Source organism: Nonomuraea sp. NPDC048892 (assembly GCF_040649735.1).
GTDB lineage: Bacteria > Actinomycetota > Actinomycetes > Streptosporangiales > Streptosporangiaceae > Nonomuraea > Nonomuraea maheshkhaliensis.
The window spans coordinates 468,775-486,705 of record NZ_JBEZFZ010000006.1 but is presented as its reverse complement, the minus strand read 5'-3'; the positions used below and the strand labels follow the sequence as shown (position 1 = coordinate 486,705).

General features: G+C 70.2%; 16 protein-coding genes and 1 pseudogene. 9 read left to right on the top strand and 8 right to left on the bottom strand.

Features of this window, described 5'->3' with window-relative positions; genetic code table 11:
- Positions 1-72 precede the first annotated feature (72 nt).
- The 4 genes from AB0C28_RS23470 to AB0C28_RS23455 all read left to right on the top strand — a co-directional run bounded on the left by AB0C28_RS23470 (position 73) and on the right by AB0C28_RS23455 (position 4,590).
- Positions 73-900 (top strand): helix-turn-helix transcriptional regulator, encoded by an 828-nt coding sequence (locus AB0C28_RS23470; protein WP_358077224.1) that lies wholly within the window; start codon positions 73-75, stop codon positions 898-900.
- Between the two features lie 59 nt (positions 901-959).
- Positions 960-2,048, top strand: a complete 1,089-nt coding sequence (locus AB0C28_RS23465) for a CapA family protein (protein ID WP_358077221.1) — start codon at positions 960-962, stop codon at positions 2,046-2,048.
- A 123-nt stretch (positions 2,049-2,171) separates the two neighbouring features.
- Complete coding sequence (locus AB0C28_RS23460) at positions 2,172-3,929, top strand: SDR family oxidoreductase (RefSeq protein WP_358077218.1); 1,758 nt, start codon at positions 2,172-2,174, stop codon at positions 3,927-3,929.
- 97 nt (positions 3,930-4,026) lie between these two features.
- Positions 4,027-4,590, top strand: a complete 564-nt coding sequence (locus tag AB0C28_RS23455; RefSeq protein WP_357846410.1) for a TetR family transcriptional regulator — start codon at positions 4,027-4,029, stop codon at positions 4,588-4,590.
- Positions 4,591-4,718: 128 nt separating this feature from the next.
- Here the strand turns inward: AB0C28_RS23455 and AB0C28_RS23450 are convergent, their stop codons facing one another.
- Complete coding sequence (locus AB0C28_RS23450; RefSeq protein ID WP_357846408.1) at positions 4,719-5,039, bottom strand: hypothetical protein; 321 nt, start codon at positions 5,037-5,039, stop codon at positions 4,719-4,721.
- A gap of 172 nt (positions 5,040-5,211) precedes the next feature.
- Here AB0C28_RS23450 and AB0C28_RS23445 point away from each other — a divergent pair, with 172 nt between their 5' ends.
- Positions 5,212-5,742, top strand: a complete 531-nt coding sequence (locus AB0C28_RS23445; RefSeq protein WP_346100929.1) for a tetratricopeptide repeat protein — start codon at positions 5,212-5,214, stop codon at positions 5,740-5,742.
- A 219-nt stretch (positions 5,743-5,961) separates the two neighbouring features.
- Here the strand turns inward: AB0C28_RS23445 and AB0C28_RS23440 are convergent, their stop codons facing one another.
- The 6 genes and pseudogenes from AB0C28_RS23440 to dnaK form a co-directional block, all read right to left on the bottom strand.
- The gene (locus tag AB0C28_RS23440) at positions 5,962-6,672 is read right to left on the bottom strand and encodes a hypothetical protein (RefSeq protein ID WP_357846406.1); all 711 of its coding nucleotides are present in this window, start codon (positions 6,670-6,672) and stop codon (positions 5,962-5,964) included.
- A 199-nt stretch (positions 6,673-6,871) separates the two neighbouring features.
- On the bottom strand, positions 6,872-9,445 hold the full coding sequence (gene clpB / locus AB0C28_RS23435) for an ATP-dependent chaperone ClpB (protein ID WP_358077215.1): 2,574 nt from the start codon (positions 9,443-9,445) through the stop codon (positions 6,872-6,874).
- 73 nt (positions 9,446-9,518) lie between these two features.
- Positions 9,519-9,800, bottom strand: a pseudogene (locus tag AB0C28_RS23430) (helix-turn-helix transcriptional regulator); the annotation flags it as partial.
- 4 nt (positions 9,801-9,804) lie between these two features.
- On the bottom strand, positions 9,805-10,986 hold the full coding sequence (gene dnaJ / locus AB0C28_RS23425) for a molecular chaperone DnaJ (protein ID WP_357846402.1): 1,182 nt from the start codon (positions 10,984-10,986) through the stop codon (positions 9,805-9,807).
- A gap of 22 nt (positions 10,987-11,008) precedes the next feature.
- Positions 11,009-11,599: a nucleotide exchange factor GrpE gene (grpE, locus tag AB0C28_RS23420; protein WP_357846400.1), complete on the bottom strand. Its 591-nt coding sequence runs from the start codon at positions 11,597-11,599 to the stop codon at positions 11,009-11,011.
- Complete coding sequence (gene dnaK / locus AB0C28_RS23415; RefSeq protein WP_346100934.1) at positions 11,599-13,473, bottom strand: molecular chaperone DnaK; 1,875 nt, start codon at positions 13,471-13,473, stop codon at positions 11,599-11,601. Before dnaK ends, grpE begins: the two co-directional genes overlap by 1 nt.
- Before the next feature lie 138 nt (positions 13,474-13,611).
- Between dnaK and AB0C28_RS23410 the strand changes: the two genes are divergently transcribed.
- Entirely contained in the window at positions 13,612-14,163 is a 552-nt protein-coding gene (locus AB0C28_RS23410; RefSeq protein WP_357846398.1) for an RNA polymerase sigma factor, read from the top strand.
- Positions 14,156-15,283, top strand: coding sequence for a hypothetical protein (locus AB0C28_RS23405; protein WP_358077212.1), 1,128 nt, complete (start codon positions 14,156-14,158; stop codon positions 15,281-15,283). Before AB0C28_RS23410 ends, AB0C28_RS23405 begins: the two co-directional genes overlap by 8 nt.
- 291 nt (positions 15,284-15,574) lie before the next feature.
- On the opposite strand, the gene AB0C28_RS23400 is transcribed toward AB0C28_RS23405, so the two are convergent.
- Positions 15,575-16,018: a hypothetical protein gene (locus AB0C28_RS23400; protein ID WP_358077209.1), complete on the bottom strand. Its 444-nt coding sequence runs from the start codon at positions 16,016-16,018 to the stop codon at positions 15,575-15,577.
- A 126-nt stretch (positions 16,019-16,144) separates the two neighbouring features.
- On the opposite strand from AB0C28_RS23400, the gene AB0C28_RS23395 reads away from it, so the two are divergent.
- Together AB0C28_RS23395 and proC are read left to right on the top strand one after the other, a co-directional pair.
- Entirely contained in the window at positions 16,145-17,026 is an 882-nt protein-coding gene (locus AB0C28_RS23395; RefSeq protein WP_357846392.1) for a proline dehydrogenase family protein, read from the top strand.
- 44 nt (positions 17,027-17,070) lie between these two features.
- Positions 17,071-17,865 (top strand): pyrroline-5-carboxylate reductase, encoded by a 795-nt coding sequence (gene proC, locus AB0C28_RS23390; protein ID WP_357846390.1) that lies wholly within the window; start codon positions 17,071-17,073, stop codon positions 17,863-17,865.
- The last annotated feature ends 66 nt before the right edge of the window (positions 17,866-17,931 follow it).

Below are 17,931 nucleotides of genomic sequence, written 5' to 3'. Positions count from 1 at the left end.
TAACGAGAGCCCATTTATACTGGTACTGGGGATAACTGGCTAAGTGTCGCCGTGTCACCCCATAGTGGAGGAATGACGGTGGCAGATGAGAGACGTGCCGACCTGTCCGCGTTCCTGCGTTCTCGCCGGGAACGGATCACGCCGGAGATGGTCGACCTCGCGCCCGGCCCGCGCCGGCGCACCCCGGGCCTGCGCCGCGAAGAGGTGGCCCAGCTGGCCGGCGTCGGCGTGACCTGGTACACGTGGCTGGAGCAGGGTCGGCCGATCAACGCCAGCAGCCAGGTGCTCGACGCGGTCGCGCGCACGCTCAGGCTCGACAGCGCCGAGCGCCACCACCTCTACCGGCTGGCCGGGCGGCCCGCCGAGCCGGTCCCCGCCGACTCCGCCCAGGTGGCGCCCGAGCTGCGGGTGATCCTCGACCAGCTCGGCGACCTGGCCGCGTGCGTGACCAACAGCAGGTGCGACGCCCTGGCCTGGAACGACGCCTACGCGGCGCTGTTCCCCGAGATCGTGAACGCCCCCGACGGGGAGCGGAACTCGCTCTGGCAGTCCTGCCTCAACCCCTCGCCCACCACGGCCCTGCTCGACCGGGACCAGGAGCTGGGCCGTGCCGTGGCCGTCTTCAGAAGCGCCTACAGCCGGCATGCCGACGACCCCTGCTGGCAGGACTTCCTGCGCCGGCTCAGCTCGGAGAGCGCCGAGTTCGCCCGGCTCTGGGCCAGGCAGGAGGTGGCCGAGCCGGGGCCGAGGGTGAAGGCGTTCAAGCACGTCGAGCACGGGATTCTGCGCTTCAGCACGACCAACCTCATGGCCGCGCTCGAGACCCGGCTGGTGGTCTACACGCCCATGGACGACGACACCCGTGAGGTGATGGCAAAGCTCAGGGGGGCTACGCGGTAATACGCCCTGCATGGCATGCTCGATCCCTGAAAGTCAGAATTCGAGCGGAAGTGCCGCAGATGAGACTCCCCCGTGTCCTCCCGGTGGTCGCCGCCGTCCTGGTGCCGCTGGCCGCGTGCTCGTCCGTGCCGGAACGGGAGCAGCTGCGCAAGCAGGTCGAGCAGCCGGCGACCGCCACGCCGTCGAAAACGAAGTCGAAGAAGCCGACGCCGCAGCGCCGGCCGTACACGATCGCGTTCGGCGGGGACGTGCACTTCGAGGGGATGCTGCGCGGACGACTGAGCAACCCGCGCACCACGCTCGGACCGATCGCCGGTGTGCTGCGCGAGGCCGACTTATCGATGGTCAACCTGGAGACGGCCGTCGCCACCGGAGGGACGCCGGCGCCGGGCAAGCAGTTCACGTTCAGGGCGCCGGCCAGCGCGTTCACCGCGCTCAAGGCCGCCGGGGTGGACGTCGCCTCCATGGCGAACAACCACGGCATGGACTACATGGAGACCGGCCTGGCCGACTCGCTGGCGGCGATCAAGCGCAGCAAGTTCCCGGTGGTGGGGATCGGGAAGGACGCGGCGCAGGCGTACCGGCCGTGGCGGACGACCGTGAACGGCAACCGCGTCGCGATCATCGGCGCCACCCAGGTGATGGACGCCGAGTTCATCCAGGCGTGGACGGCCACGGCGGACAAGGGCGGGCTGGCCTCGGCCAAGGACGAGACGGCCCTGCTGAAAGCGGTACGCCAGGCGCGCAAGAGCTCCGACACCGTGATCGTCCACCTGCACTGGGGCACCGAGCTGCAGAAGTGCCCCAACGAGGCGCAGCTGTCGCTGGCTCCCAAGCTGGTCAAGGCGGGGGCCGACGTGGTGGTCGGCGGGCACGCGCACATTCTGCTGGGCTCCGGCTACCTCGAGGACGCCTACGTCAGCTACGGCATGGGCAACTTCGTCTTCTACAACTCCAACCCGGCCACCACCGGCAGGACCGGGGTGCTGACGCTGACGATCAACGGTCGGAAGATCCTCAAGGACACGTGGACGCCGGCCACCATCCAGGGCGGCATCCCGATCCCGATGACGGGCTCCGCCAAGACCGAGGCCGTGGCGGACTGGAAGGAACTGCGCGGCTGTGCGGGACTGGCCGCACGTCCCTGACCTGGGGGCTGTGGGGTGACCGTGCGACCCTGAGGGCGCGGTCGTGCGGGGCTGGCCGCGTGAACGTGATCGATCTATCCTGCGGTCAGCCCTGCTGGACAGGGCGTCCAATAGGAGGTCGCGATGCGGTGGGTCAAGTCCGGTGACGTACGGCTGGCGGTGTACGAGGAGGGCGACCCCGGCAAACCGGTCGTGCTGCTCCTGCACGGATATCCCGACACGCACCGCGTCTGGGACGAGGTGGCCGCGCTCTTGCGCGACCGCTTCCGCGTGGTGCGGTACGACGTGCGCGGCGCGGGCGCGTCGTCACCGCCCCACGACCGCCGCGACTACGGCTTCGACCGCCTGATCGCCGACCTCGGCGCGGTGATCGACTCCCTGGACGTCCCCCGGGTACACCTCGTCGGGCACGACTGGGGCTCGCTGCAGGGCTGGGAGGCGCTCGGGAGGGAGGGGATCGGCAGGGAGGGGATCGGCGGCCGGCTGGCCTCGTTCACCAGCCTCGGCGGGCCGGGGCTGCGGCAGGCGGGGGACTTCTTCCGGAACGGGCGGCGCCGCGACGTCGCCGCGCAGCGGCTGCGGTCCTGGTACATCGGCGCGTTCCTGCTCCCGGTGCTGCCCGAACTGGCCTGGCGCTCGATCATGCCCCGGCTCGTCTCCCGTACGCTGCGGCGCGGCGAGGGCGTCACGCCGCGGCCCGGGCATCCTGCGGACACCATGGCGGCGGACGGGCGCAACGGGCTCTGGCTCTACCGGCGGAACATGCCGGACACGCTCGGCGATCCCGGGCTCGATCCGCGCCTGCCCGGCGTGCCGGTGCAGCTGATCGAGCCCACGCGCGACCCGTTCGTCACCCCGGCGCTGACAGCGGTGGCCGGGCGGTGGGCTCCTGAGCTGTGGCGGCGGAAGATCGTGGCCGGGCACTGGGTGCAGCGCAGCCACCCCGAGACCGTCGCCGGGATGATCGGCGAGTTCGTCGAGCACGTCGAGGGCGCGCCGGCCGGGCGGGAGCTGGGCCGGGCGCGGGCGCGCGGGGCGTTCGGCGGGCGGCTGGTGGTCGTGACCGGCGCCGGGTCCGGGATCGGGCTGGCGACCGCGCGGGCGTTCGCGGCTCACGGAGCCGAGGTGGTGTGTGCGGATATCGACCTTGACGCGGCGAAACAGGCCGTCGATGCCATTGGCCGGGATCTCGGGGGAACGGCATACGCGGTACGGGTCGATGTGGCGAATGCCGATCAGATGGAGAACTTCTCGCGAAATATCATCTCCGAATATGGAGTGCCGGACATTGTGGTGAACAATGCCGGGATCGCGGTCGCCAAGCGGTTCTTCGATCACAGTCTGGACGACTGGCGCAGGACGATCGACGTCAATCTCTGGGGCGTGGTCCACGGCTGCCGGCTCTTCGGCGCCGCCATGGCCGAGCGCGGCCAGGGCGGCCACATCGTCAACGTCGCCTCCCTGGCCGCGTTCGCGCCGTCCAGGCTGCTGCCCGCGTACTCGGCCTCGAAGGCCGCCGTGAAGATGCTCAGCGACTGCCTCAGGGCCGAGCTGGCGGACCAGGGCATCGGGGTGAGCGCCATCTGTCCCGGTTTCGTGTCGACGGCCATCGCGCGCAACGCCGCGTACCCGACGGAGAGCATGCGCGAGGCGGCCGTCAGAGGGCTGGCGCGGCGCGGGTATCCGCCCGAGCGGGTGGCCGCGCACATTCTCCGGGCGGTGCACAGAAATGAAGCTGTGGTGCCAGTGAACCTGGAGGGAAAAATCGGATATGTCCTGTCACGGGTTTCACCTCGTACGATGCGGGGCGTTGCCCGATTGAGCGCTGTCGCGGAGAATCGGGAAATCATGGGTAACGATCGCTCATACAGGAGAAGATGAATCCGTGTCTTCGCCGCAAATGGATGATGAGTGCGTCCAACCCCAAGCCCTCAGGCGGCAGCCCGCACAGCGCCGCAGCGCACGACGTGTCGAGCGCATGCTCGACGCCTGCGCCGAACTGCTCGACGAGATCGGGTACGAAGCCCTGTCCACCACCCGCATCGCCGAACGGGCGGGCGTGGCGATCGGATCCGTCTACCAGTTCTTCCCCGACAAGCGGGCCATCACCCAGGAGCTCACCCGGCGCAACGTCGAGGAGTTCGTCCGCAGAGTCGATCGCACCTTCCTGGAGGAGGACTACCGCGGCTGGTGGGAGGCCGTCGACGCGATCATCGACATCTACGTCGACATGCACAGGACGGTCCCCGGCTTCCGGAGCCTGCGCTTCGGCGACGCCGTCGACCTCAATCTGCTCGACTCCGACTCCGACAACAACGCGGTGATCGCGGGGCGGCTGCGCGGGCTGTGCCTGAAGGAGTTCGGGCTGGCCGACAGCGCCGAACTCGACCTGGCCGTGCTGGTGGCGGTCGAGGCGGGGGACGCCGTGCTCAAGCTGGCCTTCCGGCACGATCCCGGGGGTGAGCCCGAGCTCGTCGAGGCGGCCAAGCAGCTCATCAGGAGCTTCCTGGGCCGCCGGCTCCGCTCCTGGTCACCGCTCTAGCACCGCCGAGCCGCAGCAGGACCGCCGAGCCGCTCTGACACCGCCGAGCCGCGCGTCCTCGGGGTCGCGCGTCCTGCGCCTTTGCGCCTCGTGCTGGAGACCCGGCCTGCCGTACGGGTCAGGCCGGGTCAGTTGCGGCCGCTGCGGACGGCGTCGCTGAGATCCCGTGACGGGCCGGCCAGCCAGCCGGGCACGTCGTGGAGCCAGCGTTCGCCTTGTTCGGTGGTGGGGGTCTGTTCCTCACCCGGTGTGCGTACGCACGGAGCTCGATAGGAGGCCGGTCTCGCGTCCCTGGCCTCGCGCACGTTCAGCCTGGCCTCCAGCGCCCGCAGGTTGCTCTCCGCGGCCTCGATCGCCTCCAGGCGGGCCGACAGATAGCCGGCGACGCCTGGGCCGAGGGCCGACAGAACGACGGCACAGGCCAGCGTGAAGGTCATCTGCTTGGACATGCCCATCACAGTCCCTCCGCTCGCATGGCGGCTGAGGACTCCTATATGCCCGATGACCTGCGCTGATAGGCATTCCGTGACCAGGAATGGACAAGTCGTTACCGAATTTGCACGTGACCGGCGATGCGGATTGACCGGGCAAAGGCCAACCAGGGTCGGTAGTCTCGGCGTTGTGGCGCATGTGACCCGTGAGCACCTTGATCGTCTGCTTGAGCAGGCCCTGCTGGCCGACGACCACAGTTCCTTGGCCAGTCGGCTGTACGACGTGGCGCTCGACTACTCCTCCGGAGACGTTTCGAGGGCATCCATCCTGGTCCTCGCCGCCGAGGAGTGGCGAGCGGCGGGCCAGCCCGCCCGCGCGATGGAGTGTTTCCAGCGCGCGGTCGAGGACGGCGGCGAGGCTGGGTTCGATCCGCGTGCCGGCATCGCCGACACGCTCTTCGAGCTGGACCGGCCGGACGAGGCCAGGGAGGTCATCGAGACCATCCGCAAGGAGGGCGACGTCTCCACGGCGACCGCCCATACGATCGCCGAGACCCTCGTCGCCTACGGTGACCTGCGAGGGGGGCTCGAATGGGCCACCCAGGCCGCCCTGCGGTGCGAGGAGAATGATCCTGAGCAGGTGGCGCTGCTGCGCACCCGCTACCGGATCAGGGTCGACCTGGGGCTGCCCGAGGACGAGCTCGACGAGCTCGTCTCCTGACGGCTCAGGCCCCCGCCGGAGCATCCGTCTCCGGCACGGCTGACTTCACCATGCCCGCGTACGCGCGTGCGGTTGGTGGGAGGGGCCGCGGCGGCTGACCGCGGCCCCTCCGCTGTGGGGAGGTCCGGGCGCGACAGGCACGATCCGCGCCCGGACGGATGGCTCATCGCCCGGAGCAACCGGTCACGGGCCCACTCACAGGCCCGGTCATAGGCGCGGTCACAGGCCGAGGGTCTGCTTGAGGCCGGTGAAGCCGGTCAGTGCGGTCTCGCCGCCGGGCAGCATCGAGGTGCCCTCGACGCTCTGCACGGCCTTGGGCAGCAGCACGCCGATGACGTCCTCGCCGATCTCGCGTACCGGCTGCTGCAGGTCTGTCGGCGACTGGATCCCGGTGCCCCCGACCGAGTTGTGGTGCGGAGCCTGGGCGCGCGCGTCGCCCTCCAGCGGGGTGCGCGCCAGCGAGGGCAGCTCGGGCAGTGACGGCAGCTCGGGCAGCGCCGGCAGGGCGGGCACGCCCGCCGTCGTCGAGAGGTCCTTCATCGACATCGGCCCCGGCATCACGGGGATCGCCGGCGAGGCCGAGGTCAGCGACGGCATGCCCCAGGTGGCGGCCGTCCCGCCCAGGTCGGCCGAGCCCAGCACGGCCCGGCCCGTCGCGAGGCCGGTCAGGCCGAGCCGCCTGGCCAGCTCCCCGGCCGCCATGGCCAGCTTGTTGCTCTCCGACGCGACCATCCGGCTGCTGCCCGAGCCGTTGTCGTTCACGCGCAGCTTCGTGTGCTCGTCGCAGTACGTGGCGACCGAGCGAGGCGACAGCAGCGCGGGCTCGCCGCCCTGGCAGCTCGCGGCCGTGGCGGGACCGGCGACCAGCCAGATGACGCCCGTGGACAGAGCGGCCACCGCGATCATGCTCCGCGTTCTCTGGAATGACACCTGCACGTCTCCCTGATCGACTTCGGTGATCTCGCTGAACGTAGTCACCCGTGCGGCCGGGGAGCGGCGGCTTGTCCGAAGAGTGGGGCGAACCTTACCGAAGCCGGGGGCCGATGACCTTGCCATGACACGCCGGAGCCCGGAGATCTGCTGGATCCCCGGGCTCGGATGCGGCCGTTCCCGACAGCGCGCCGGTCGTTCAGGACCCGCGCTGGATGAGCAGCTCGTCGTCGCCCAGCTCGACCTGGACGTGGTCACCGTCGGAGACCTCGCCCGACAGCACGGCCCTGGCCAGTTTGTCGCCGATGGCGGACTGGACGAGGCGGCGCAGCGGGCGGGCGCCGTACATCGGGTCGTAGCCCGTCAGTGCCAGCCACTCGCGGGCCGCCGGCGTGACCTCCAGCGTCAGCCTCCGGTCGGCCAGGCGCTGCGCCAGCCGCTCGACCTGCAGGTCGACGATCTGCGCCAGCTCCTCGGTGCCGAGCGCGTCGAAGAGGATCACGTCGTCGAGCCGGTTGAGGAACTCCGGCTTGAACGAGCCGCGCACCGCCCCCATGACCGCGTCGCGCTTCGCGCCGTTCTCCAGCTTGGGATCGACGAGGAACTGCGAGCCGATGTTGGAGGTCAGGATCAGGATCGTGTTGCGGAAGTCGACCGTGCGCCCCTGGCCGTCGGTCAGCCGCCCGTCGTCGAGCACCTGCAGCAGGATGTCGAACACCTCGGGATGGGCCTTCTCGACCTCGTCGAGCAGCACCACGGTGTACGGGCGCCGCCTGACGGCCTCGGTGAGCTGGCCGCCCTCCTCGTAGCCGACGTAGCCGGGAGGCGCGCCGACGAGCCTGGCCACGCTGTGCTTCTCGGAGTATTCGCTCATGTCGATGCGGGTCATCGCCCGCTCGTCGTCGAACAGGAACTCCGCCAGCGCCTTGGCCAGCTCGGTCTTGCCCACGCCCGTCGGGCCGAGGAACAGGAAGGACCCGGTCGGGCGGTCGGGGTCGGCGATGCCGGCCCGGCTGCGGCGTACGGCGTCGGAGACGGCCTGTACGGCCCGCTGCTGCCCGATCAGGCGCTTGCCCAGCTCCTCCTCCATCCGCAGCAGTTTGCTCGTCTCAGCCTCAAGCAGCCGCCCTGCGGGGATGCCGGTCCACGACGAGATCACCTCGGCGATGTCGTCGGCCCCGACCTCCTCCTTGACCATGGCGTTGTCGGGCGGCGCGGCCTCGGAGGCCGCCTTGAGCGCCTGTTCGAGCCGGGGCACCTCGGCGTACATCAGCCGGGAGGCCGCCTCGAAGTCGCCGTCGCGCTGCGCCCGCTCGGCCTCGCCGCGCGCCTCGTCGAGCTGCTTCTTCAGCTCGCCGACCTTGTTGAGTCCGGCCTTCTCGTGTTCCCAGCGGCCGACGAGGGCGTTGAGCTCCTCCTGCCGGTCGGCCAGCTCCTGGCGCAGCCGCTCAAGCCGCTGGACGGAGGCCTCGTCGGTCTCCTTCGACAGGGCCAGCTCCTCCATCTTCATCCGGTCGACGTTGCGCTGGAGCTGGTCGATCTCCACCGGGCGGGAGTCGATCTCCATGCGCAGCCGCGAGGCGGCCTCGTCGACCAGGTCGATGGCCTTGTCGGGGAGGAACCTGCTGGTGATGTAGCGGTCGGACAGCGCCGCCGCGGCGACGAGCGCGCTGTCGGCGATCTGCACCTGATGGTGGGCCTCGTAGCGGCCCTTGAGCCCGCGCAGGATCGCGATCGTGTCCTCGACCGTGGGCTCGCCGACGTAGACCTGCTGGAAGCGGCGCTCCAGCGCGGGGTCCTTCTCGATGCGCTCGCGGTATTCGTCGAGCGTGGTCGCGCCGATCATGCGCAGCTCGCCGCGGGCCAGCATGGGCTTGAGCATGTTGCCGGCGTCCATCGCGCCCTCGGCGGCCCCGGCTCCGACGACGGTGTGCAGCTCGTCGATGAACGTGACGACCTGCCCGTCGCTCTCCTTGATCTCCGAGAGCACGGCCTTGAGCCGCTCTTCGAACTCGCCGCGGTATTTCGCGCCCGCGACCATCGCGCCGAGGTCGAGCGAGATCAGCCGCTTGTTGCGCAGCGACTCGGGCACGTCGCCGGCCACGATGCGCTGGGCCAGGCCCTCGACGACGGCGGTCTTGCCGACGCCCGGCTCTCCGATGAGCACCGGGTTGTTCTTGGTGCGGCGGCTGAGGACCTGGACCACGCGGCGGATCTCGGAGTCGCGGCCGATGACCGGGTCGAGCTTGCCGCCGCGGGCCCGCTCGGTGAGGTCGACGCCGTACTTCTCCAGCGCCTGGTAGGTGTCCTCAGGGGTCTCGCTGGTGACCCGCGCGTTGCCGCGTACTTTCTCGAACGCGTCGAGCAGCGCCTGCGGCGTCGCGCCCTGCGACCTGAGCAGCTCGGCCGACTGGCCCCCGTCGGCGGCCAGGCCGACCAGCAGGTGCTCGGTCGAGACGTAGAGGTCTTCGAGGCGGTTGGCGTGCTGGGCCGCGGTGTTGAGCACGGTCAGCAGCTGGCGCGAGCTGGACGGCGCCCCCACCGTCGAGCCCTGCGCCTTCGGCAGCGTCGCGAGCTGCTCCTCCGTGCGGGCCCGCAGCGTGCGCCAGTCGGCGCCCACGGCTTCGAGCAGCGGCACGGCGGTGCCGCCCGTCTGGGAGAGCAGCGTGGTCAGCAAGTGAGCGGGGGAGATCTCCGGGTTGCCCTCCGCGGCGGCGCGCCGCATGGCACCCGAGAGAGCTTCCTGGCTCTTCTGGGTGAGCTTGTAGTCCATCTTTCTAGGCCCCCGGTGGCAGCTCGTAGCGGATCAGCGCTCTGACCATGCGCATCTCGGCGCGCAGGCGGACGACCTCCTCACGCAGCCGCAGAGCTTCGTTCTCGAGCTCGAGAATCCGCTTGATGCCCGCGAGGTTGATGCCCTCCTCCTGGGAGAGCCGCTGCACCTCGCGGAGCTGGATGATGTCGCGTGTCGAGTAGAGGCGGCCGCGCCCGGCGGTGCGCCCGGGACTGACCAGCCCGAGGCGGTCGTACTGGCGCAGGGTCTGCGGGTGCAGTCCGGAGAGCTGCGCGGCCACCGAGATCACATAGACAGGGGTGTCATCGGAAAGGTCGAAGTAGTTGGCGTCCATCGGCTTACTCGCTTCTGGCTCGCTGAATGAGCTCAGCGCGCGGGTCCTCACTCGCGACCGCGGTGTTGAACTCGTTGAGCAGCTCGCGCGACTTGTCGTCGAGCGTCTTCGGCACGACCACCTCGACGCTGGCGAGCAGGTCGCCCTTCGTTCCGTCCTTGCGGGTGACGCCCCTGCCGCGCACGCGGAACGTGCGCCCGTTGGGTGTGCCCGCGGGAATGCGCAGCGTGACCGGCATCCCCTTGAGTGTCGGGACCTTGATCTCGGCGCCCAGGGCGGCCTCCGAGAACGTCACCGGCACGGTGATCGTCAGGTTGTCGCCCGACCTGCCGAACACGGCGTGCGGCTTGACGTGCGTCAGGATGTAGAGGTCGCCCGCCGGGCCGCCGTTCTCGCCCGGCGCCCCCTTCCCCTTGAGCCTGACCCGCTGGCCGTCGGCCACCCCTGCGGGAATGCGCGCCTGGATGGTGCGGGTGCTCTTGGCTCGGCCGCTGCCCTCGCACACGGGGCAGGGGACGTCCACGATCAGCCCGCGCCCCTTGCAGTCGCGGCAGGGCTCGGAGAAGGCGAAGTTGCCCAGGTTGCGGCTGGCCGCGCCGGTGCCCTCACAGGTGGGGCAGACCCTGGGGGTCGTGCCCGCCTTGGCGCCGGTGCCGCTGCACGAGGTGCAGGCGGCGGAGCTGGTCAGCCTGAGGGACACGGTGGTGCCGTCGACCGCTTCCGTGAAGGTCAGCGTGACCTCGGACTCGACGTCCTGGCCACGCCGCGGCCTGGACGTGGTCGTGGTGCGGGTCGCCCCGCCCCGGTTGAACAGCCCGCCGAACAGGTCGCCGAGCCGCTCGCCCGCACCCCCGCCCTGGGCGCCGCCCTGCTGGGCGGTGCCGCCGAACAGGTCGCCGAAGTCGAACGGGAAACCGCCACCGCCAGGCCGCTGGCCGCCCACCCCTGACCCGAACAGCGTGCGCGCCTCGTCGTACTCCTTGCGCCGCTTGGTGTCGGACAGGACGTCGTAAGCCTCGGAGACCTCCTTGAACTTGGTCTCCTTGGTCGCGTCGCCCTGGTTGGTGTCGGGGTGATACTGCCTGGCCAGCTTGCGGTACGCCTTCTTGATCTCGTCGGCGGTGGCGGTCTTGGGCACACCAAGGACGGCGTAGTAGTCCTTTTCCAGGTAGTCCTTGGTGCTCATCTACGGCCCTTCGTCTTTGTGATCAGTTGTCGTCGTCATTGGACGCGGCTGGAGCGTCCTCGGGTTCGGCGACGGCCACCCGCGCCGGGCGCAGCACCCTGTCGCCGATGCGGTATCCGAGCTGCAGCACCTCGACGGCGGTCGGCTCGCTCACCTCGGTCGAGTAGCTGTGCATCAGCGCCTCGTGGATCGTCGGGTCGAACGGGTCGCCCTTCTGCCCGAAGGAGCTGAGGCCCAGCTTGGTGAGCGCCGACTCCAGCGACTCCGCCACCTTCGCGAAGCCGCCGGTCAGCTCGCCGTGGTCGCGGGCCCGGCCGATGTCGTCGAGGACGGGAAGGAGCTCCGACAGGGCCCCCGCGACGGCCTGCTCGCGGACCGCGACCCGGTCGCGCTCGACCCTGCGGCGGTAGTTGGTGTATTCCGCCTGAAGTCGCTGCAGGTCGGCGGTCCGCTCGGCGAGCTGGGCCGCCAGCTCGCCATCCTGCGGCTCCAGCACGTCGCCCGGCACCTCCTGTGGCGCCGCGGGCGCCTGTCGAACCTGGCCCGTCTCCGGGTCGATCTTGCGGTTGTCGCGGATCACCGGCTCCTCGTGCCCGTTTTCACGCGCTGGCATCACTGGTCCTTCTTCGGCTGGTCGTCGTCGACGATCTCGGCCTCGACCACGTCGTCGTCGGCCTTCTGGTCACCCTGGCCGGCGGTGGCGTCCTGCGGAGCGCCCTCGGGACCGGCCTGCTGACCCTGACTCTGAGCGTAGATCGCCGAACCCATCTTCTGGCTGACGGTGGCGAGCTTCTCGGCCGAGGTGCGGATGACGTCGGTGTCGGTGCCCTCCAGAGCCTTCTTCAGCTCAGCCAGGGCGTCGTTGACCTCGGTCTTGATCTCGCCGGGGACCTTGTCGTCGTTTTCGCGGAGGAACTTCTCCGTCTGGTAGGCCAGACCGTCCGCGTTGTTGCGGACCTCGGCCTCCTCGCGGCGCTTCTTGTCCTCCTCGGCGTACGACTCGGCCTCGCGCATCATCCGCTCGATGTCGTCCTTCGGCAGCGCGGAGCCGCCGGTGATCGTCATCGTCTGCTCCTTGCCCGTGCCCAGGTCCTTGGCGGAGACGTTGACGATGCCGTTGGCGTCGATGTCGAAGGTGACCTCGATCTGCGGGATGCCGCGCGGCGCCGGCGCGATGCCGGTCAGCTCGAACGTGGCCAGCTTCTTGTTGTAGGACGCGATCTCGCGCTCGCCCTGGTAGACCTGGATCTGCACCGACGGCTGGTTGTCCTCGGCCGTGGTGAAGACCTCGGAGCGCTTGGTCGGGATCGTCGTGTTGCGCTCGATGATCTTGGTGAAGATGCCGCCCTTGGTCTCGATGCCCAGCGACAGCGGGGTCACGTCGAGCAGCAGGACGTCCTTGACCTCACCCTTGAGCACACCGGCCTGGAGCGCGGCGCCGATGGCCACGACCTCGTCGGGGTTGACGCCCTTGTTGGGCTCCTTGCCGCCGGTCAGCTCCTTGACGAGCTCGGAGACGGCGGGCATGCGGGTCGAGCCGCCGACGAGCACCACGTGGGCGATGTCGGAGACCTTGATGCCGGCGTCCTTGATGACCTGGTGGAACGGGCCCTTGGTGCGCTCGAGCAGGTCGGCGGTGAGCCGCTGGAACTCGGAGCGGGTCAGCTTCTCGTCGAGGTGCAGCGGGCCCTCGGACGAGGCCGTGATGTAGGGCAGGTTGATGTTGGTCTCGGACTGGCTGGACAGCTCGATCTTGGCCTTCTCGGCCGCCTCGCGCAGGCGCTGGAGCGCCATCTTGTCCTTGGCCAGGTCGACGCCGTGGGCGTTCTGGAAGCGCTTGACGAGCTCGTCGACGACGCGCTGGTCCCAGTCGTCGCCGCCCAGGTGGTTGTCACCGGAGGTGGCCTTGACCTCGACGAAGCCGTGGCCGTCCTCCTGGCCGACGTCGAGCAGGGACACGTCGAAGGTGCCGCCGCCGAGGTCGAAGACCAGGATCGTCTGGTCCTGCTCCTTGTCGAGCCCGTAGGCGAGCGCCGCCGCGGTCGGCTCGTTGATGATGCGCAGCACGTTGAGCCCCGCGACCGTGCCGGCCTCCTTGGTGGCCTGGCGCTGGGCGTCGTTGAAGTAGGCGGGGACGGTGACCACCGCGTCGGTGATCTTCTCACCGAGGTAGGCCTCCGCGTCCTGCTTCAGCTTCTGCAGCACGAACGCGCTGATCTGCTGCGGGGAGAACTTCTTGCCGTCGATCTCCTGGGACCAGTTGGTGCCCATCTCCCGCTTGACGGAGCGGATCGTCCGGTCCACGTTGGTGACGGCCTGCCGCTTGGCGACCTCACCGACCAGGACCTCGCCGTTCTTCGCGAAGGCGACCACGGACGGCGTGGTCCGCGAGCCCTGCGCGTTGGCGATGACAGTGGGCTCACCGCCCTCGAGGATCGAGACGACGGAGTTGGTCGTCCCAAGGTCGATACCTACCGCACGTGCCATGAGTACGTCCTTGTAGTCAAAGTTGAGTCTGTTGGACTCAACCTATGGATGCGTGTCGTCTTTGTCAAACGACTTGAGCCTACCCGACTCAACCCTCGTGAGCGTGAAAGCATTCCCGAATTCCGGGCAAGAACGGGCGTGACAGTGCACAACTCACGTAACGGACCCGCGCGATTAGGGGTTCCACCCGATCTCTTCGACGCCCACTTCGCGGAGATCCACCGCTACATCGCGCGCAGGCTCTCCGCGGACGTCGCCGACGACCTCGCCGCCGAGGTCTTCCTGGTGGCCATGGGCGGGGGTTACGACGCCGCGATGGGCGCGGTCAGACCATGGTTGTACGGGATCGCGACCAACCTGGTGGCACGGCACCGGCGTACCGAGATCAGGCGGTGGAAGGCCATCAGCCGGACGGCGGAGCGCGACACCGCCGGCCACGAGGACGAGGTGCTCGACCGGGTCGCCGCCGCCCGCTTCGCCCGGCCGCTGGCGGGGGCGCTGGCCGGGCTGAAGCGGCGCGACCGCGACGTGGTGCTGCTGGTCGCGCTGGCCGGGCTGAGCCACGCCGAGGTGGCGGCCGCCCTGGACATCCCGTACGGGACCGTTGCCTCCCGGCTGAACCGGGCCCGCAGGCAACTGCGCGCGGCACTGGGTGACCTGGATTCGCTGAAGGAGGACGTCGATGGATGAACTCGACCTGCTGAACCGCGCCCTCCCCGGCGCGCGCCCGCCGTCCCCGGAGGTCGTGGCCCGCGCCCGGGCCCGCGCCCGGGCCCGCGTGCGGGCCCGTGAAAGGGCCCGTGAGAGGGTGCCGAGACGGCGGGTGCGGGCGTGGTGGGCCGCGCCGGTCACCGTGGCGGTCGTGGGGCTCGTCTTCGCCCTCGTGACCACCCTCGCCCCGCCCTCCACCCCTGTGCTCACCCGGCCGAACCAGGCGCTCTACGACCTGGCGGACCGGATCGAGCGGCTGACGGAGAAGAAGGGCGCCTACTGGCGCGGCGAGGAGCTGTGGGGCTCGTACGTGCGCACGGACGGCTACACGTTCCTGATGACCATGCGCGTGGATCGCTGGCTGCCGCGTGAGCCCGGCGGGAAGAAGCTCAACGTGTCCCAGCCGGTCTACACCATGGAACCGGCCACGGCGGCGGACGCGCGGGCCTGGCGGGCGGCGGGGTCACCGGCCAAGATCACGGTCGCGTGCGGCGACGGCGGGCCCTGCGGCCAGGTGAGCACCAAGAAGGGGCACAACTGCGCCTATGACCGGACCGGCGCCAACGGTCTGCTGAGCGGCCACGGGTTCGCCCGCCTGACCGTGGCCGACCTGGCGGCCCTGCCCACCGGGCGGGACGCGCTCATGGCCTGGCTGCGCGACTTCCACAAGGCGTGGGCCGGCCGCGGCTCCAAGCCGGCGTTCGATGAGTTCCTGCCCGTGGCCTCCAACCTGCTGGCGGCGCCGATCGGCCCGGCCCAGCGGGCCGCGCTCATCCGCCTGCTGGCCGCCTCGCCCCACGTCAAGGTCGTGGGAGAGGTGACGGGACCCCTGGGAGGAAAGGGGCTGGCGCTGGACTTCGGGGAGCTCGACCACGTCTTCGACAGCCGGCTGACCCCGGCGAAGTTCCCCTACCAGCGGCGGATCGTCGACCTGTCCACGGGCCGGTGGCTCGCCGACGTCACCTACCAGGGCCGCGCGATCGGCGGCGTGGCCAAGGGGGCGCCGCTGATGTTCGCCGCCCGCCACGTGAGCACCGGCTGGGCCGAGGGGCCGCCCGTCCCGCCGAAGGGGTGCAAGGCGTTGAAGCTGGTGGGCTGAGCGACGTGGGCGGACCCCGGCGCGGTGGGCGCGCACCGGGGTCCGCGTAGGAGATGGCTCACGTGACCCGGGCGTTCGTGCCCTCCATCGGAGCGGGATCTCACCGGCGGAGGGTTCGGCGGCGGGGGTGTTCTGATCGATGTATCGCAACAAATCGATCATTTGTCACTACGGTTGTCCGTAAGTGGACAAATGAGGAAGTGGGGATATCAGGACTTGACGCCGCCAACGGGCACCGCCCTGTCACGCCGCCCTGTCACGCCGTCACTTCGCGCCGCCCCTGTCACGCCGTCACTTCGCGCCGTCCACGAGCTTCCGCTTGCCGAGGGCCTTCTTCAGGGTGACCGTCGTGGTCTTCTCGATCGCGATCATGATGCAGGACACGTTCTTCGCCTTGCTGCCGGTGCCCTCGTACAGGGTGACGGTGACCCGCTTGGACGTCTCCTTCACCTTGACCCGGTCGAGCACCGTGCACGGCTCCACCCCAGACCACCAGGTGAGCTGGATCTTGCGGCCCTTCGAGACCGGCTTGGCCTTGGTCCAGCGGACCTTGTGGACGTTGATGGCGTCACCCGTCGGCTTGACCGTCTCGGGCGGCTTCGTGGGAGAGGTGGTGACCGGCTCCGACACGACGGGAGGCTTCTCCGGGGTCGAGGACGAGGCCCGCTCGACCGGCGGGGTCGTGCCGCAGCCCGCGGCGAGCACCAGACATCCGGTCAGGAGAGTCGCTGTCATTGTCCGCATACCCCTACGACGGACCGCGCCCGCCGCCGGTTCAACTCCCCGGCCGGATCCTGGTCAGGGCACGAGTTGCGAGGTGGGGGCGCACGATCGGCAGGCCGACTGATTAGTGTGGATCGTGTGCTCCGTCAGGCCATGCTCGCCCTCTCCAAGAGCCCCCGAGCCGAGCGGCTCGTCACCACCTCGCCGTTGACCGCGGACGTGATCAGGCGCTACGTCGCGAGCGACATCGGCGCCGTCGTCGACCGGCTGACCCGCCAGGGGCTGCTCGTCAGCGTCGACCACCTCGGCGAGGAGGTGACGGACGAGGCCCAGGCCGAGGCCACCGTGGCCACCTACGTGTCGCTGCTCGACCTGCTGCCCGCCGGCGCCGACGTGTCGGTCAAGCTCACCGCGCTCGGGCTGCGGCTGTCCCAGCGGCTCGCGACCGCCAACGCCACCGCCATCTGCGCGGCTGCCGAGGCGAAGGGCGTCACCGTCACGCTCGACGCCGAGGAGCACGACACGATCGCCGGGCTGCACGCCGTGCACGCGATGCTGCGCAGAGAGCATCCCGAGGTGGGCGTGGTGGTGCAGGCCTACCTGCCCGACTCGCTCGACCGCTGCGAGAAGGCCGGGTCCGCCCGCGTACGGCTGTGCAAGGGGGCCTACACCGCCCCCGGCGGCTACCGCAGGGCCGCCGACATCGACCGCTCGTTCGTACGATGCCTGAAGGTCCTCATGGCCGGCCCCGGCTACCCCATGGTCGCCACGCACGACCCCAGGCTGCTGCGCATCGCCTCCACGCTGGCCGTCCTCGACGGCCGCGACACGACGGGCTACGAATACCAGATGTTGTACGGCGTGCGCCCCGAGGAGCAGACCCGCCTGGCCGGGCTCGGCTCCCGGGTGCGCGTCTACGTCCCCTACGGCGCCGACTGGTACGCCTACCTCATGCGCCGCCTGGCGGAGCGCCCCCGCAACCTGGCCTTCTTCCTGCGTTCCCTGGTCTCCCGGCGGTAGCGGATAGGCTGCCAGACCAGCGTTCCATTCATCGAGGGGCCGAAATGATCGCGATTCTGGGCACGGGCAAGATGGGCGAGGCCCTGCTGTCCGGGTTGCTGCGCGCCGGGCTCAAGCCGGGCGACATCATGGCGACCACCCGCAGGGCCGAGCGCGCGCAGGCGCTGCGTGACGCGTACGGCGTGCGCATCGTCTCCAACGCGGAGGCGGCCAAGTCCGCCGACACCCTCGTCCTCGCGGTCAAACCGCAGGACATGGCGACGCTGCTGGCCGAGATCGCCCCTTATGTGCCCGCTGGGCGGCTGGTGATCAGCGCCGCGGCCGGCATCACCACCTCCTTCGTCGAGCAGCGGCTCGGCGTCCAGGTGCCGGTGGTGCGGGTGATGTCCAACACGCCGATCAGGTTCGACGAGGCGATGAGCGTGATCTCGGCGGGGGCGCACGCCACCGAGGAGCACCTCAAGCTGACCGAGGGGCTGCTTGAGCCGGTCGGCAAGGTGCTGCGCATCCCCGAGTCGCAGCAGGACGCCGCGACGGCGCTGTCCGGCAGCGGCCCCGCCTACTTCTTCTACCTGGTCGAGGCCATGGTCGACGCGGGCATCCTGCTCGGCATGCCGCGCGCCGCCGCGCTCGACATGGTCACCCAGTCCATCGTGGGGGCCGCGGTGATGCTGCGTGACTCCGGCGAGCATCCGGTGATCCTGCGCGAGGCCGTCACGTCGCCCGGCGGCACGACGATCGCGGCCATCGCCGAGCTCGAACGCCACAGCGTGCGCGCCGCCTTCCTGGCCGCCATCGAGGCCGCCCGCGACCGCGGCCGCGAGCTCGCGTCCGGCTGACCCCCCCCGGCCTCCACCCCGGCCTCCGGCCGGCATCCGCGTCCGGCCGGAGGCCGGCCTGCGGCT

Excerpts from the sequence above, each read along its gene's own strand:
- clpB (WP_358077215.1), bottom strand. The coding sequence starts at position 9,445 with ATGGACTACAAGCTCACCCAGAAGAGCCAGGAAGCTCTCTCGGGTGCC.
- AB0C28_RS23450 (WP_357846408.1), bottom strand. The coding sequence starts at position 5,039 with ATGTCCAAGCAGATGACCTTCACGCTGGCCTGTGCCGTCGTTCTGTCG.
- AB0C28_RS23455 (WP_357846410.1), top strand. The coding sequence starts at position 4,027 with ATGCTCGACGCCTGCGCCGAACTGCTCGACGAGATCGGGTACGAAGCC.
- AB0C28_RS23400 (WP_358077209.1), bottom strand. The coding sequence starts at position 16,018 with ATGACAGCGACTCTCCTGACCGGATGTCTGGTGCTCGCCGCGGGCTGC.
- AB0C28_RS23465 (WP_358077221.1), top strand. The coding sequence starts at position 960 with ATGAGACTCCCCCGTGTCCTCCCGGTGGTCGCCGCCGTCCTGGTGCCG.
- grpE (WP_357846400.1), bottom strand. The coding sequence starts at position 11,599 with ATGCCAGCGCGTGAAAACGGGCACGAGGAGCCGGTGATCCGCGACAAC.
- dnaK (WP_346100934.1), bottom strand. The coding sequence starts at position 13,473 with ATGGCACGTGCGGTAGGTATCGACCTTGGGACGACCAACTCCGTCGTC.
- proC (WP_357846390.1), top strand. The coding sequence starts at position 17,071 with ATGATCGCGATTCTGGGCACGGGCAAGATGGGCGAGGCCCTGCTGTCC.
- AB0C28_RS23405 (WP_358077212.1), top strand. The coding sequence starts at position 14,156 with ATGGATGAACTCGACCTGCTGAACCGCGCCCTCCCCGGCGCGCGCCCG.
- dnaJ (WP_357846402.1), bottom strand. The coding sequence starts at position 10,986 with ATGAGCACCAAGGACTACCTGGAAAAGGACTACTACGCCGTCCTTGGT.
- AB0C28_RS23460 (WP_358077218.1), top strand. The coding sequence starts at position 2,172 with ATGCGGTGGGTCAAGTCCGGTGACGTACGGCTGGCGGTGTACGAGGAG.
- AB0C28_RS23470 (WP_358077224.1), top strand. The coding sequence starts at position 73 with ATGACGGTGGCAGATGAGAGACGTGCCGACCTGTCCGCGTTCCTGCGT.